This is a genomic window from Spirosoma harenae (genome assembly GCF_054776975.1).
On record NZ_BAAHBD010000015.1, the window covers coordinates 25,448 to 40,170 of the forward strand.

A 14,723-nucleotide genomic window follows, 5' to 3' on the forward strand; every position below is an offset into this window, starting at 1 on the left:
TCAGCTACGGTTTAGGTATATAATTTCCGGCTTTCGACAATACGGTTCCATTAAACTGCCGAAACTGGTTTTGCAAGGTGCTGAAACGGTGTTCATCAACTGGAAAATCGCCGTACCAGACGAACTCAAACTGACGTGTTAGGGCTTCAAACTCAGTCTGTAATGGAGAACGTACCAACTCGTTTACATACTGCCAGTTCGTTTTGTCAGGTTTATACTGAATTTTTTCGCTATCAGCAAGGATTTTGAGCGTTTGCAGGTACCGCAATCGAACGGCGAGCCGGAAGTTTCGGTGCAAAATCGCGTCCTCTACAGCCGCATCGAAATCGATTTCGTGAATATTTTCAGCTAGGTTTTCATAATCCAGCCCACCTGATTGAGCTTTTTTCGGAAACAGGAATCCCAGCACTTCCGCTTTCATCAGCAAATAAATTACCAATCCGGCAACAGCCGCCAGGATTACGTATTGCCAGATGTTTCGATATGATTTACTATTTAAGAATTTAAAAAGTTCGGTAAGCAGCCAGTCAAAAAAGCGCGCAATCGGGTTTTCTGGCGGTGGCGCATCGGTACCGTACTGATAGTCGTGATCGGTTTGCAGATCCTTCAAATGATCTGACTCTGGATAGCGAACACGAATTGGTGCGCGATCATCACGCGTCACAATGGCAGAAGTTGAGGCCGGTTTTTCCTGAGCCTGTGCACGTTGCTGCCCTCCTACTAGCAGAAATAAAAAAACAACACAGAAAATTGCCAGACGCCTTAGTGAAAGGCGAAAGCGTAAACCGTAAAGCGTAACCTGTAAATCAATACGTTCCTTCATCCGATGGGCGGGGCCGAGTAGGTGTGGTACCAATGGAATCGATGGCTGAAAGTAATCCGCGACCTTCCTGCCGCTCAACCAAATTCGTGTACTGAAAGCCGAGACCGACATAAACGAGTGTCCGGAGTATGGTTCCGCCAACGGTACTGACAACATTTCCCAATACAACCCAGAAATTATCCATATCGGGCAGCAGTTTTGAGGCCGTCAGAAAATTAATAATAGCTGCGGGTACGGTAAACACGGCTCCTACAAGCCCCGAAATAATACTCATCACCATAATAACGCCCAACGTTGACCACCATTTGTCTCGAATCAGGGTAAAACATCGGTTCCAGGTTTCGGCAAAATCAGTTCCTTCAAATAAAGTAACCACTAATCCGAGTGATAGGACAATGCCTACGTAAATACCGGGAATGACAAAAAACAGAGATGCTACACAGGTAACGATAAAACTCAATACACTGATCAATATACCTCGACCAAGGGTAGGTTGCATTTCTTCCCATACTTCCGCAACGCTTATGTCAACAGGTGTCGACGGAATGTCCGAAACAGTTGGTGCCGCTTTACGTACGTACAGTTTCATGTGAGCGTAGGTCGCCAGACTAACCGCCAGAATAGCCAGCAGACTAAACAAAATGGAAATGCCAAAAGCTGGCGAGAAGACGGCTCGGGTAAATGGATTGAATATTCCCGTTCCATAATCTCCCTTTCCAGAGTTTTTCATCAGGTCGAAAATATCCGACTGCATCATGCCCGTCGCAATCCCGGCAATCAACGCCACTGGACCTGCAATGTAGAGCAACGCCAAACCCAGGCTACGGAAGTTTTGGGTAATGTATTGAAAGGTAACGTTAATTTTATCGCCAAAATCACGTTTCTGAAAGAGCTGTATCATGATTGCATGTTACGGTTAAGTTGAATGGGGTAAAGAATAAAATACCAGCCAATGAAGGCAGCCGAAATCAGAATAATGCTGCCACTCACAATCGGCGGTAGCGTCAATCGGGTAATAAAGCTTTCCAGAAAACCCGCCATGATAAAAATAGGCACTAGTCCGATGGCAATTTTAAGTCCTTGTTTCACCCCTCGTTTGAAGGACTCCAGCCGGGAGAAGGTTCCGGGAAACAATAAGCTATTTCCTACCGTCAGACCGGCACAACCGGCGATCACAATGGCTGAAATTTCGAGTGTACCGTGTATCCAGATTTTTAGAATCGAGTCAATTAGAAGACCGCGTTCGTAAAAAAAGTACTGAAACGAGCCAAGCATGACTCCATTGTAGAAAAGCATTGCCATCGTACCGAATGAAGCGAACAGGCCAAACACGAATGTTCGAAAGGCGACAAAAATGTTGTTCATCGTAATCTGAACAAACATACTCGCTTGATCCCTACTGTTGTAAACGCCCAGCGGATCGCCTTTCTTGATATTCTCCAGCGTCATGTTGACGTACGAATCGCCCAAAATCAATCGGACAAACGTATTGTCGTGAGCGGCTGATAGCCAACCTAATATACATGCTACCAGAAAGATACCTGCCGAAAGTGCCAGTAGTTTATGCGATTGTCGAAACAAAAGTGGCAATTCATACAGCCAGAATGTACGGAACCGACTCCGATCATCGCGCCGATTCTGCATGAGTCCCCGGTGCATCTGGCTAGCCAATCCGTTCAGGTAACGCGTTACATTTGAGTTCGGATAGAACGTTCGGGCGTACGATAAATCGTCGGTCAATTCCACAAAGCGAGCCGTCAATTCGTCCGGATCGCGAGTGGGATTTTGCTCCATATCACGCCATTTATCGGAGTTACGTTTAACGAAAAGAGCTTCGCGCATAAATCAAGTCGTCAGTCAGCAGTTATTTGTCGACAGAGAGGGTTAAATTAGTGAAGTTCGGCAAGGTGACCAAGCTGGTTATTAGTTTTCTGCCAAAAGTTTTTGACGAGACACGCTTACTTACGACTTTTGAGTTACGGCTTTTGAACCCTTCTGCATGTCTATTGCGATACGCACCTCTCAAAACGTTCTTCTGGAGTATGAACCAGCCAGTGTTGGCGAACGGATTATAGCGGCCCTAATCGATTATCTCGTCATTTTCGGCTGGTTTATCCTGGTACTTTTTCTACCTGCTTCGATTGGTTTCAACCCTGGTTCCTTCTATACTATCTTTGTAGCCATTCCGGTAATTGGCTATGATTTGTTTTCCGAATGGTGGCTCAATGGTCGAAGTCTCGGTAAGTTGGCGATGAAAATCCGCGTTGTGATGCTCGATGGATCGCCACCAGGCTTAGGCGCTTACCTAATTCGCTGGCTTTTTCGAATTATTGAATCAGTAGCTTTTCTGGGTGGACTTGTGCCTATTATTACGGTAGCTGCTAATGGCAAAGGCCAACGTTTGGGCGACATTGCAGCAGGTACTACTGTTGTCCGGCTCAAACCCGCCGTTTTACTGGAAGATGTACTAATAAAACCTATGGCCGAGAACTACGTCGTTCAACTCCCTGACGTTCGACTGCTATCGGATCACGATATTAACATTGTAAGAGCCGTCGTTGGCCAAACCGATGAACAGGTTCTGAAGCGTACCGCCGATAAAATAAAAGAGGTAACCGGTATTCAGAGCGACCTTGGAAACCGCGAATTTCTGAATACGGTTATTAGTGATTACCAGTTTATTACGACTCAATAACGCGGCTTCCAATCCGCCATGTTTCATAGTGTAGCATTTCCTTAGAAAGCTACCTGATTGCTTCCAATATGCTTGACTCCATTAAATCACTTGCCCGTCAATACGCAGCCGACATCGTTCAGACCCGTCGGCATTTGCACGCGCATCCTGAACTTTCGTTTCATGAACGAAACACAGCCCGCTTTGTGGCTGACCAGTTGAAAGCCATTGGCATAACTCCTCAGGAAGGCGTAGCTGATACCGGTTTAGTAGCCATTATCGAAGGACAAAAAAGTGGTTCTGCATCACCAAAAGTGATCGGCTTACGGGCCGACATGGACGCTCTCCCCATTCACGAAGTAAACGACGTTCCCTATAAATCGACCGTCGATGGCGTTATGCACGCATGTGGCCACGATGCGCACACGGCAAGTCTACTGGGCGTAGCACGTATCTTACACGTTTTGCGCGATCAGTTCGACGGAACCGTAAAGCTGGTTTTCCAACCCGGCGAAGAGAAAGCACCCGGTGGCGCTTCCCTGATGATTAAAGAAGGCGTTCTGGAAAATCCTGCCCCGATGAGTATGCTTGGACAGCACGTAGCGCCCAATATTCCGGTCGGTAAAATCGGTTTTCGCGAAGGTATGTACATGGCCAGTACCGATGAATTGTATCTGACTGTCAAAGGGAAAGGTGGCCACGCGGCCATGCCCGACAATCTGATCGATCCAGTCCTGATTGCGTCTCACATTATTGTCGCGCTACAACAGGTCATCAGCCGAAATCGGCCACCGGCCAGTCCATCCGTATTATCATTTGGGCGATTTATTGCGGATGGTGTTACAAATGTAATTCCAAACGAAGTGACCATTCAGGGTACGTTCCGCTGCATGAATGAAGAATGGCGGGCCGAAGGCAAACGTCGGATGGTGAAGTTAGCTGAGGGCATTGCCGAAGCAATGGGCGGCTCCTGCGAATTTGAGATTGTGCATGGCTATCCGTATTTAAAAAATCACCCCGAATTAACCCGACGCACCCGCGCCCAAGCGGTTGAATACATGGGTGCCGAAAACGTCGTTGATCTCGATCTATGGATGGCTGGCGAAGATTTTGCCTTCTACTCACAAGTTGTCGATTCCTGTTTCTATCGTCTCGGCACTCGTAACGAAGAGCGCGGCATTATTTCCGGCGTTCACACGCCCACGTTCGATATTGATGAAGCGTCGCTGGAAACGGGTGCTGGATTAATGAGTTGGCTAGCTGTTCAGGAGTTAAAAACTATATAATGAAGCTATTTAAACTTTCGAGAAAATGTTACAACTGAGTTTTTTGTCATTCTTCCTGCCGCACCGGCGGACCGGTCAGAATGACAAAAAACGCCCTCAAATAAAAGTTTAAACAGGTTCAATGTTTTGATTTTGATGCTGATTCGCTCTTTATATGCTATTTAATTCCTTACATTTTCTCTTCTTTTTCACTTTTGTTACCCTACTGTATTTTACAGTTCCCAAGCGTACCCAATGGATACTTTTGCTGGTAGCTAGTTGCTATTTCTATGCAGCGTTTATTCCAGTCTATTTACTGATTCTCTTCGTTGTTATCCTGATCGACTATTTTGCCGGAATCTGGATTGAACAGACAACAGGACACAAGCGAAAAGTCTTATTAATTGCCAGTTTGCTTTCGAATATTGGTATTCTGGCTTTCTTCAAATACTACAATTTCTTCAATGACAATCTAACAGATCTTCTCTCGCTTACCAACACGCCGAATCATATCCCACCGCTACAGGTGTTACTACCAGGTGTTGTATTGCCCATTGGCCTGTCATTTCATACGTTTCAGTCGATGAGTTATACGATTGAAGTGTATCGAGGAAACTATCCTGCCGAACGGCATTTTGGCATCTATTCGCTCTACGTTCTATTCTATCCCCAATTGGTTGCGGGGCCAATCGAGCGACCACAGAACATTTTACCGCAATTACACCTAACGTATTCGTTTGATTGGGAACGAGTTAGATCAGGATTGTTGATGATGGGGGGAGGACTGATTAAGAAAGTAGTTATTGCAGATCGACTGGCTATGGTGGTCGATCCGGCCTATGCCAATGTGCAGACCGCTAGTGGTAGTACATTATTGATAGCCGTTTTCTTCTACGCCATCCAAATTTATTGCGACTTCTCCGGTTATTCGGATATTGCTATTGGAGCGGGTAAAGTGATGGGTATTAAGATGATGGAAAACTTCCGAACGCCCTATTTATCGCAATCGATTTCGGAATTCTGGCGTCGCTGGCATATTTCGTTGTCAACCTGGTTCCGGGATTACGTCTATATTCCATTAGGTGGCAACCGAGTATCAGCTTCACGCGCTGCAATCAACACATTGATTGTTTTCGGGGTAAGTGGTCTATGGCATGGTGCCGATTGGAAATTCATCATTTGGGGGGCTTTACACGGACTTTATTTGGTTATAGGGCAAGTCTTGAACCGTTTTCGACCCCAGGCATTAGCAACAGAATCTAAAGGAATCAAGCAGCGCAGTAGTCTGGTCGGATCGTATACGAATCAATTACTGACCTTTTTATTGGTCATGTTTACCTGGGTCTTTTTCCGGGCGCTTAATACCAGCGACGCGTTTATAGTGCTGCAAAAAACACTAAGCTTTAGCAATATGGGAACGATTCAGACAGCTCTTCAGCCCGCAGAACTCGCCTTTTGCTTTCTTCTGATCGGTAGTTTATTGCTAGAAAATTATTGGATAGCTTTTGTCAAACAAGTGAATAATCGGGCGTTCTGGATTTTGATGCCACTGTTCGTATTGACCATTTATTTCTTTGGCGTCTTTACGTCCAATCAATTCATCTATTTCCAGTTCTAACCACATCGATATGATCAGTACAGTGCTAAAGTGGTTTTTTATCATTCTATCTGGTGGAGTACTTGTTGTCGGTCTTACACCCAGACTACAACGTTGGCTCGATCAGCACGGCTTTATTCCCAATCAATACAATTACGGAGATCTATATAATATGACGAACCTGAGAGCCTTTCGGGAAGAGTCATTTATAGCAGAGGATGATTTGACCGAAGCTGACAAGCCCAAAACGCATCATAAAGATGTGCATCTGTACACAATTGGCGACAGTTTTACCACCATGGACACATCCTTCTACGCGGGTGAACGTAATGTCCATGCCTGGATCGGCCACGAGCATCCACCTGTCGCGCCTTTGGATACAACCAAAAAAAATATCCTGGTTATTGAATTTATCGAACGCGTGCTTCAGGAACGGTTGTATGCACCCGATTACGAAAAAATTTATCTGGAAGATGGGTTGATTCAACCAAAGCAGTTTACTACATCCACCAAACAGGAAGAAAAGACCGAGACGTCTACAAATAAACTATTCACGCATTTTGCTCCGGAAATAAACCAGCGACTCGAATTTATTCTGTTTAACGGCCCTTTATTTATTCGGTTCAAAGAGGTGAAAGCACAATTAATGCTCAGCCTGTTTGGGCGGGTATCGGGCGCGGCCATCTCTCAGGATAGGAAGCATTTGTTTTATACCCCTGAAGCCGATACGAGTTACGTACTAAGTTCATTTCGTCATCTTACGGATCGACGAATTGATGAGTTAGTGATGAATCTGAATAAGATTCGCCAGCGCTATCTGCATATGGGTTTCGATGAAGTGTACATATGCATGATTCCTAACAAAGTGACGGTGCTAGATCCAACGTATGGCGTTTACAATCATCAAATCGAACGGATCGAAGCTAATCCACATTTAGAAGCCCCTATTATTTCTATGATTGACACCTTACGTCGTCATCCTGAGTGGTATCATTTGGGCGATGGACACTGGAACAATCAGGGAAAACGTTTCTGGCTCCAGCGAGTCAATGCCGTAGTGGCTGAATGGGAAAACAAGCCCAAACCTCAGCGATGATTTTCGTTTAGAATTAGCGCTTATAGTCTGGACATTATCCGAAAAGTCATCCCCAAATAGGACAATCCAATCCTTGATTGTTATACATTTGTAACTCCTTAAAACGTTCTACCTGAAAGTCTAATTGCTTTAAACCTATGAACAGAAGAGATGCCCTCATGCGGGTAGCCGCGCTGGCTGGCGCAACGATCACGTTGCCTGCGCTGGCCGATACGCTTGAAGCCTCGGCCACCCGGCGTGCCCTGACAGGCAAACCCGTCTTCTTTACGGCCGACCAGGACGCTACCGTCGCGGAATTGGCTGATACGATTATTCCGACGACTAAAACGCCGGGAGCCAAAGCCGCTAAGGTGAACGAAATCATCGACGTTATCCTGAAAGACTGCTATAAACCCGACGATCAGCAACGGTTTGTTGAAGGTCTGGCGCAGACGAACAAATGGAGTCAGGATGCCTACGGCAAAGCGTTTGTCCAGCTTGACCCAGCTCAACGTATTGAGATCGTCAAGAAACTTGAAGCCGACGATAAAGACCAAAAAGCGAAAATGAAGGCGGGCAAAGAGGTGGCTAAAGTGTCGAACTCACAGGCTGACCTACAAATGCCCGACGCTAAAAAGGTCTACACGCCGTTCTATTCAATCCTGAAAGATTTGACCCTGACGGGCTATTTCACGTCTGAAATCGGCTGTACACAAGCGCTTGAGTATGTTGCAGTTCCAGGCCGTTACGACGGTTGTGTCCCTCTCAAACCCGGCCAAAAAGCGTGGGCTATTTAATGAAGTTATAAAGTTGACAGGTTATTGAGTTGCAAAGTTCATGCTAAGCTGGACCAACTACTCAACTATACAACCCTACGACTTTAAAACTCTACAACTTCTTTACAAGAATGAATCTCAATATAGACGCAAAAAAAGATATGACCTACGACGCGATCGTTGTGGGTTCGGGTATTTCGGGTGGCTGGGCTGCTAAAGAGTTAACCCAAAAAGGATTGAAAGTGCTCATGCTGGAGCGTGGCCGCGATATTAAGCATATTGAAGGCTACGTAACCGCTACCAATAACCCTTGGGATTTCCCGCACCGGGGACGCATTACGACAATGGCTGCTGAAGAATATTGGGCCAATATGCGTACGGGGTATACAGCGAATGAAGAATGGCGTCACCACTTCGAGAATGACAAGGAAAACCCTTATCTAGAAAAACCTGGTCGCAAAGTGGACTGGATTCGGGGATATCACGTCGGTGGTCGGTCGCTGATGTGGGGACGGCAAAGCTATCGCTGGAATAAGGAAGATTTTATGGCCAATGGCAAAGAAGGCATCGGTGTCGACTGGCCAATTCGGTATGAAGATCTAGCTCCCTGGTATGATCGTGTCGAAACCTTTGTGGGTGTTTCTGGTAATAAAGATGGAATCGACGTACTGCCCGATGGAAATTTCCTGCCCCCGATGCAGTTGAACTGTCTGGAGAAGGAAGCGAAAAAGCGAATCGAAAAAGCGTTCCCAAAACGACTGGTTACGATTGGTCGTACCGCTCACCTGACTGAGCCGAAACAATTGCATTACGATTTGGGCCGGGCAGCTTGCCAGTTCCGAAACCAGTGTATGCGCGGTTGTCCGTATGGCGCTTATTTCAGTACGCAATCGGCTACATTACCAGCCGCTATGAAAACTGGTAAGCTTACCCTGCGTCCTGATTCCATTGTATCGGAAGTACTATACGACGAGAAAAAAGGGAAGGCTACGGGCGTTCGGGTTATTGACCAGAATACCAAAGAAGTTCGCGAATACTACGCCCGAATTATCTTCCTGAATGCATCTGCTTTTGCCAGCACATCGATTCTGATGAACTCCAAATCGCACCGATTCCCGAACGGAATGGGTAATGATTCGGATCAGCTTGGTCGTAACATCATGGACCACCATCTGGCTGCGGGTGCTGCTGGTTCATTCGACGGCATGGAAGATCAATATTACTACGGTCGTCGGGCAAACGGTGTTTACATCCCTCGCTACCGCAACTGGAACGGCGACAAGCGCGATTATGTGCGTGGTTTTGGTTACCAGGGTGGTGCTGGTCGTGGAGGCTGGGGACGCGGAAACGGCATGGACGGTTTTGGCGCTGATTTTAAAGAAAATCTCACCAAGCCAGGTCCGTGGACGATGAGTTTGGGCGGGTTCGGTGAAATGATTGCTGATCCAAATAATCGTATGACGCTTTCGCCCGATCAGAAAGATAAATGGGGCTTACCTGTTATTGTGTTCGACGCGGCTTATGGTGAAAATGAGAAAAAAATGCGTGTAGACATGATGAACGACGCAGCCGAAATGCTCGAAGCAGCTGGCTTCAAAAATGTGACTCCGTATAACGACACGACCAAAAATCCGGGCATCGGTATTCACGAAATGGGTACGGCGCGCATGGGACGCGATCCAAAGACATCGGTTTTAAACGCTCATAATCAGATCCATACAGTGAAAAACGTCTTCAATACGGACGGTGCCTGTATGACATCAGCTTCTTGCGTAAATCCTTCGTTAACCTATATGGCACTAACCGCTCGCGCAGCGGATTTCGCCGTGAAGGAGATGAAAAAAGGTACTTTATAATCTCATTTATAGGGTGTAAAAAGCAGGGGATCTTCGGGTTCCCTGCTTTTTTTAATGCCGAAAAGACCATTTTTTAATGAAAAATTAAAACAACTACCTTTTAGTAGAGTTATACCATAGAATATCCAGTAAAAAAAATATAAACTATACTCAACTCAACAATGAAAAAAGTAATGGTATTGGGTTGCATGCTGGTAGCCGGCATCGCCCTTAACGCAAATGCACAGACAACAAATTCAAGCACAAATGCAGGATCGACGGGAACAACAGGTACCTCTTCAACCAGCCCCCGCACGAATTCTACCCAACCAACAACTACACCATCGGTGAATACGGGTGTTCAGCCTGTTGGGGTTCCTCCTACTTCCGCCAATCAGCCTGTAGGCACTCCAACTAACACAAATATGAGCCAGCCACCCGTAAATTCAGGTGTCAATACGCCCACAACGGGAACAACTGGTACCTATCAGACTCAGCCACAAACGGGCATTAATTCGTCTACAAACGGAACGATGAATAGCACTGGTACACGTACAACGAATAGTACGACCAATGGTACTATGCCCTCAACAACGACAACGGACCCACAAAGTACAATGGGCACAACGGATCGGCTAAACAATGGAACAACTACTAACGGGACAACCAAAACCCAGAGTATGCCTTCCAGCACAACCAATTCAACGATGCCTACTACAACAAGTCCTCGTTCGAGAACAAATCAATAGAGTTTGTGCCAACTTATTTGCGGTTTTCTAAAATCTTAGGAATAAATCGTAAGTTGTAACGCATAGATCGTAAATCGGGTAGATAACTTTGCGAAGTTGTTTACCCGATTTTTTATGTCTGCTGATTTGATTACGCTTACTAATCTGACTATTCGTCGAAGTGGTCAGGTTGTCTTATCTGATTTAACGTTTACACTTCGTTCTGGCGAGTGCTGGGCCATCGTTGGTCCAACTGGAAGTGGCAAAACTACGTTTCTACAGGCTTTGGCTGGGCAGTTTCATGCTCCTGGGAATACATTAGTTCGATCAGTGCCTACTGAGTTCGTTTCGTTTAAAGAAGAATCCAGTCAGTTTTCGTACAGCAGTTTCTTTTATCAACAGCGCTATCAGGCGACTATGAGCGACAACCCGGATGGTAGTGATACGAGTTATAAGGCCATTCCTACCTTACGGGATTTTTTGCAGTTGACTGATTCGCCTGAATCGATTGCTTTGGTTGATCGGCTGGGATTGACCCCTATTTTGAACCGCTCATTCATCAAGTTATCGAACGGACAAACACGCAAGGCCCGAATTGGCAGAGCTTTGTTGAAGCATCCGTCTGTTTTATTGCTCGACAACCCGTTTGTAGGTTTAGATGCCACATTTCGAGCCGAATTGACTAACTGGTTAGGTGAACTTACCAACCACGGCTTGACACTTGTACTGATCAAAGAGCCTAACGATATTCCATCGTTTATAACTCATGTTGCTGTTCTGGAAAAAGGACAGATAAGCTGGTCAGGCCCCAAAGAAGCCTATAAATATAGGCCCACTGTTCATTCCAGAACTAATCTGCCCGTTTTGCAGGCCGATGCGCCCAAAGCTGATTTTGAGGAAGCGTTTCGATTGAATGATATTACGGTCCGTTACGGCGAAACTATTATTCTAAATCATCTTAACTGGACAGTGAAAGTTGGTGAGCGATGGGCTCTATTTGGGCCAAACGGTGCTGGCAAATCGGTATTGCTCAGTTTATTATACGGCGATCATCCGCAAGCTTATTCCAATGATGTACGCGTTTTTGGTCATCGACGGGGCAAATCGGGAGAAAGTATTTGGGACGTAAAACGACGCATTGGCTTCGTTTCTCCAGAATTACACCTTTATTTTCCACAGGGTTTACTGACGAAACAAGTAGCTCTGACCGGCCTGACCGATACGCTCACTCCTCCTCAACGAATCAGCCCTGAAAACGAGCTTGATTTACGAAATCTGCTGGACTATTTTGGGCTTATGCCGCTTATTGATCGGCCCTTTGGTACATTATCTGCCGGGGAGCAACGATTGATTTTGCTGGTGCGTGCACTGATCAAAAATTCGCCTGTACTACTACTCGATGAGCCTTTCCAGGCCATTGATGATAGTCATGTTCAGTTAGCTCGTCAGTTAATCGACAGTCTGACCGAAAAGACTATTCTTTTTGTCACCCACGACCGGCATGAACTTCCCAATACAATAAATCAGGTTTTTTCTTTAAAGCCGGATGATTCAATCTAATCAAGCCAATTCATCAACCATTTCAAAGAGGCTACCTTTTGTACCATCAGCGAACGACGAAATTCACAAAACTTGGCATGGTTTGTGAGGAATCAGGGAAGGGTTTTCAGCATGATGATAAAGCGATTATTTCGTTAGATTCCGGGTCATTCGTTTCCTTAAAAGCCCCAATTAATAACTAAAAAAGGGCTTGGCATGATATTCGTCTTACTACCCCGTAAGCGACGTGCATTGATGAGGAAACAACTACTTAATAAATTTACCGGAAGGTATGGCTGGATCATTGTATGGCTACTCACAGCATCGTCTGTAGTAGCTAAGCATTATCCGTTGGCCGATACTTGCCAACATCCCGAACCTCCCCTCATCACGGGTTCTGCGAAGGCTATTTGCCGAAATGAGCAGGTGATCCTCACTGCCACCGGATGTACGGGCACGGTAATCTGGTCGAATGGCGATACAGGAAATACAATCACTGTACAACCTCAGCAGACCACAAAATACACCGCTATCTGTCGCGCCAAGCCGGGTTGCATCAGCTGTTTTGCCGACGTCTGGAAGATTACCGTAAATACACCAGCAGCGCCAACAATAACAACATCGGCCAAACTGATCTGTCCCGGAGAATCAGTCACCTTAACAGCTAAGAATTGCGGGGGAACTGTTCACTGGCTTGGTCAGGATGGAGCCGAATTAGGTACGGGATCTACTCTAATCGAAAAACTTCAAACAACAACGAGCTTCAGAGCTACTTGCGAACAGGCAAACTGCCGCAGCAACCTATCAATAGCTCTGGCGGTTGAAGTAGGCACGCCCAATATGCCCACGATTTCGGCAGATAACCGAGAAATATGCGCTGGTCAACCTGTCCGTATTACGGCATCGGGTTGCCAAGGTACGATCCGGTGGTCAGATGGGCAAGAAGGGGTAGCAAGAACCATAAACCCCGTTCAAACAACGAGTTATCGCGCTACTTGTCAGATCGGAAATTGTCAGAGCGATAGCTCACAATCGATCGCTATCGTCGTTCGCAAAGCTGACCAGACATTGGCCCTACAAACAACGCTTACCAATACGTGCCCGTTTCAGACAGCCGATTTGTCGAAAGCAATTGTCACGAAAAATAGCTCAATTCTGCATTACGAATTCCGGACGGAGGCATCGGTTTTATCTTCGGCAGTACAATCGCCGGGAGCAGTTTTACCAGGTACTTATTACCTATTCGGTCGCACAGCCGATGGTTGTTATACCGAACCCGTCGCAGTTACGGTAACTAATCAACCATGCCAGAATGCGATACCAGCTTGCCTGAGTAACCCGGCTTATGTCGCAATCAAATTCGATTCGCTTAACTGGGCAAAAGGAACGATTCAGTTAACTGCTCAACTGAAAGGTTCAGCGACACAACCTACCTGGCAGAGTGCTGGTGGCGGTCTGTTTACCGACGCGGGAGCCAAGACTTGCTATTTATTCTCTGAAACGGATCGGCAACGGGGCTATGCAACCTTCACACTCGTAGTTTCTGATCCGGATGGAGATGGTCCTTGTCAGGGCGCATCAACACAACAAACGGTTACAGCACCTTCGCGGGAAATTGTAGGATTAAGCAAAAAGGTTAGTGAGCCACTGTGGGTAACGGATGGAAAGAATCGCCTGGTCGAACTAACTTATCTGCTTACAGTGGCCAATTTTGGCAAAAACGACCTTAAGAATATACAGGTAGCCGATGACTTAGAAGCCGCGTTTTCTAGTTCAGGCGCTCAAATCCATTCTATAACAACTCGCGCTGATAGTGGTTTGGTCATAAATACAGCTTATTCTGGGCGTGGAGCCGATACATCATTGATTACAAGTGGCCGGTTAGAAGCGGGCCGTCAGGCGCATGTATGGCTAACCGTTCGCCTGGATGTTAGTCAGGCTAATACGCTGACATTTGCTAACATCGCTCTTGTCAAAGCAATTGATGCGAACGGTGGGCTGTGTGTAGATCAATCTACCAATGGTGCGGAGGTCGATCCCGATCAGAATGGAAACCCAGCCGACAACAACGAGCCGACGACGATTACGCTACACTCGCTGCAACGGGAAGAAGGCTCAACGGTCTTTATTCCGGAAGGCTTTTCGCCCAACGGGGACGGTATCAATGATCGATTTGTGATTCAATATGTACCAGAAGATGTTACTGTTCACGTAGAAATCTACAATCGATGGGGGAATTTAGTTTATCAAAATATAAATTATAAGAATGATTGGGATGGTGCTTCTAATCAGGGAGTTAAAACCGCCGATACAAAACAGGGACTTCCTGATGGAACCTATTACTATCAGATTCGCCTGAGTGATGGACGTGAATTTGTTCGATTCCTAACCTTGGCGCGATAAGTTTTTTA

Annotated in this window: 12 protein-coding genes; 9 read left to right on the top strand and 3 right to left on the bottom strand. The window is 46.1% G+C overall.

The window, feature by feature from the left end:
• Positions 1–4: 4 nt before the first annotated feature.
• From ACYVE4_RS20870 to ACYVE4_RS20880, 3 genes are read right to left on the bottom strand one after another with little or no spacing between them, the layout of a single operon-like run.
• Positions 5–823 (bottom strand): DUF4129 domain-containing protein, encoded by an 819-nt coding sequence (locus tag ACYVE4_RS20870; protein ID WP_461042169.1) that lies wholly within the window; start codon positions 821–823, stop codon positions 5–7.
• Positions 807–1,724, bottom strand: coding sequence for a hypothetical protein (locus tag ACYVE4_RS20875; protein WP_461042170.1), 918 nt, complete (start codon positions 1,722–1,724; stop codon positions 807–809). The genes ACYVE4_RS20870 and ACYVE4_RS20875 overlap by 17 nt, the downstream gene beginning before the upstream one ends.
• Positions 1,721–2,665, bottom strand: a complete 945-nt coding sequence (locus tag ACYVE4_RS20880) for a stage II sporulation protein M (protein WP_461042171.1) — start codon at positions 2,663–2,665, stop codon at positions 1,721–1,723. The genes ACYVE4_RS20875 and ACYVE4_RS20880 overlap by 4 nt, the downstream gene beginning before the upstream one ends.
• 157 nt (positions 2,666–2,822) lie before the next feature.
• Between ACYVE4_RS20880 and ACYVE4_RS20885 the strand changes: the two genes are divergently transcribed.
• From ACYVE4_RS20885 to ACYVE4_RS20925, 9 genes are all read left to right on the top strand, one after another.
• Complete coding sequence (locus ACYVE4_RS20885) at positions 2,823–3,518, top strand: RDD family protein (RefSeq protein WP_461042172.1); 696 nt, start codon at positions 2,823–2,825, stop codon at positions 3,516–3,518.
• Positions 3,519–3,586: 68 nt separating this feature from the next.
• Positions 3,587–4,783: a M20 metallopeptidase family protein gene (locus ACYVE4_RS20890; protein WP_461042173.1), complete on the top strand. Its 1,197-nt coding sequence runs from the start codon at positions 3,587–3,589 to the stop codon at positions 4,781–4,783.
• A gap of 154 nt (positions 4,784–4,937) precedes the next feature.
• Positions 4,938–6,380 (top strand): MBOAT family O-acyltransferase, encoded by a 1,443-nt coding sequence (locus ACYVE4_RS20895; protein ID WP_461042174.1) that lies wholly within the window; start codon positions 4,938–4,940, stop codon positions 6,378–6,380.
• Between the two features lie 10 nt (positions 6,381–6,390).
• Positions 6,391–7,455: a hypothetical protein gene (locus ACYVE4_RS20900; protein WP_461042175.1), complete on the top strand. Its 1,065-nt coding sequence runs from the start codon at positions 6,391–6,393 to the stop codon at positions 7,453–7,455.
• A 137-nt stretch (positions 7,456–7,592) separates the two neighbouring features.
• Entirely contained in the window at positions 7,593–8,231 is a 639-nt protein-coding gene (locus ACYVE4_RS20905) for a gluconate 2-dehydrogenase subunit 3 family protein (RefSeq protein ID WP_461042176.1), read from the top strand.
• A gap of 110 nt (positions 8,232–8,341) precedes the next feature.
• Positions 8,342–10,066, top strand: a complete 1,725-nt coding sequence (locus ACYVE4_RS20910; RefSeq protein WP_461042177.1) for a GMC oxidoreductase — start codon at positions 8,342–8,344, stop codon at positions 10,064–10,066.
• A gap of 161 nt (positions 10,067–10,227) precedes the next feature.
• Positions 10,228–10,794: a hypothetical protein gene (locus tag ACYVE4_RS20915; protein WP_461042178.1), complete on the top strand. Its 567-nt coding sequence runs from the start codon at positions 10,228–10,230 to the stop codon at positions 10,792–10,794.
• Between the two features lie 114 nt (positions 10,795–10,908).
• Complete coding sequence (locus tag ACYVE4_RS20920) at positions 10,909–12,333, top strand: ATP-binding cassette domain-containing protein (RefSeq protein ID WP_461042179.1); 1,425 nt, start codon at positions 10,909–10,911, stop codon at positions 12,331–12,333.
• A gap of 234 nt (positions 12,334–12,567) precedes the next feature.
• On the top strand, positions 12,568–14,715 hold the full coding sequence (locus ACYVE4_RS20925; protein WP_461042180.1) for a T9SS type B sorting domain-containing protein: 2,148 nt from the start codon (positions 12,568–12,570) through the stop codon (positions 14,713–14,715).
• The last annotated feature ends 8 nt before the right edge of the window (positions 14,716–14,723 follow it).

Coding starts and splice junctions, on each gene's coding strand:
- ACYVE4_RS20905 (WP_461042176.1), top strand. CDS start 7,593: ATGAACAGAAGAGATGCCCTCATGCGGGTAGCCGCGCTGGCTGGCGCA.
- ACYVE4_RS20920 (WP_461042179.1), top strand. CDS start 10,909: ATGTCTGCTGATTTGATTACGCTTACTAATCTGACTATTCGTCGAAGT.
- ACYVE4_RS20895 (WP_461042174.1), top strand. CDS start 4,938: ATGCTATTTAATTCCTTACATTTTCTCTTCTTTTTCACTTTTGTTACC.
- ACYVE4_RS20870 (WP_461042169.1), bottom strand. CDS start 823: ATGAAGGAACGTATTGATTTACAGGTTACGCTTTACGGTTTACGCTTT.
- ACYVE4_RS20900 (WP_461042175.1), top strand. CDS start 6,391: ATGATCAGTACAGTGCTAAAGTGGTTTTTTATCATTCTATCTGGTGGA.
- ACYVE4_RS20885 (WP_461042172.1), top strand. CDS start 2,823: ATGTCTATTGCGATACGCACCTCTCAAAACGTTCTTCTGGAGTATGAA.
- ACYVE4_RS20880 (WP_461042171.1), bottom strand. CDS start 2,665: ATGCGCGAAGCTCTTTTCGTTAAACGTAACTCCGATAAATGGCGTGAT.
- ACYVE4_RS20915 (WP_461042178.1), top strand. CDS start 10,228: ATGAAAAAAGTAATGGTATTGGGTTGCATGCTGGTAGCCGGCATCGCC.
- ACYVE4_RS20925 (WP_461042180.1), top strand. CDS start 12,568: ATGAGGAAACAACTACTTAATAAATTTACCGGAAGGTATGGCTGGATC.
- ACYVE4_RS20910 (WP_461042177.1), top strand. CDS start 8,342: ATGAATCTCAATATAGACGCAAAAAAAGATATGACCTACGACGCGATC.
- ACYVE4_RS20890 (WP_461042173.1), top strand. CDS start 3,587: ATGCTTGACTCCATTAAATCACTTGCCCGTCAATACGCAGCCGACATC.
- ACYVE4_RS20875 (WP_461042170.1), bottom strand. CDS start 1,724: ATGATACAGCTCTTTCAGAAACGTGATTTTGGCGATAAAATTAACGTT.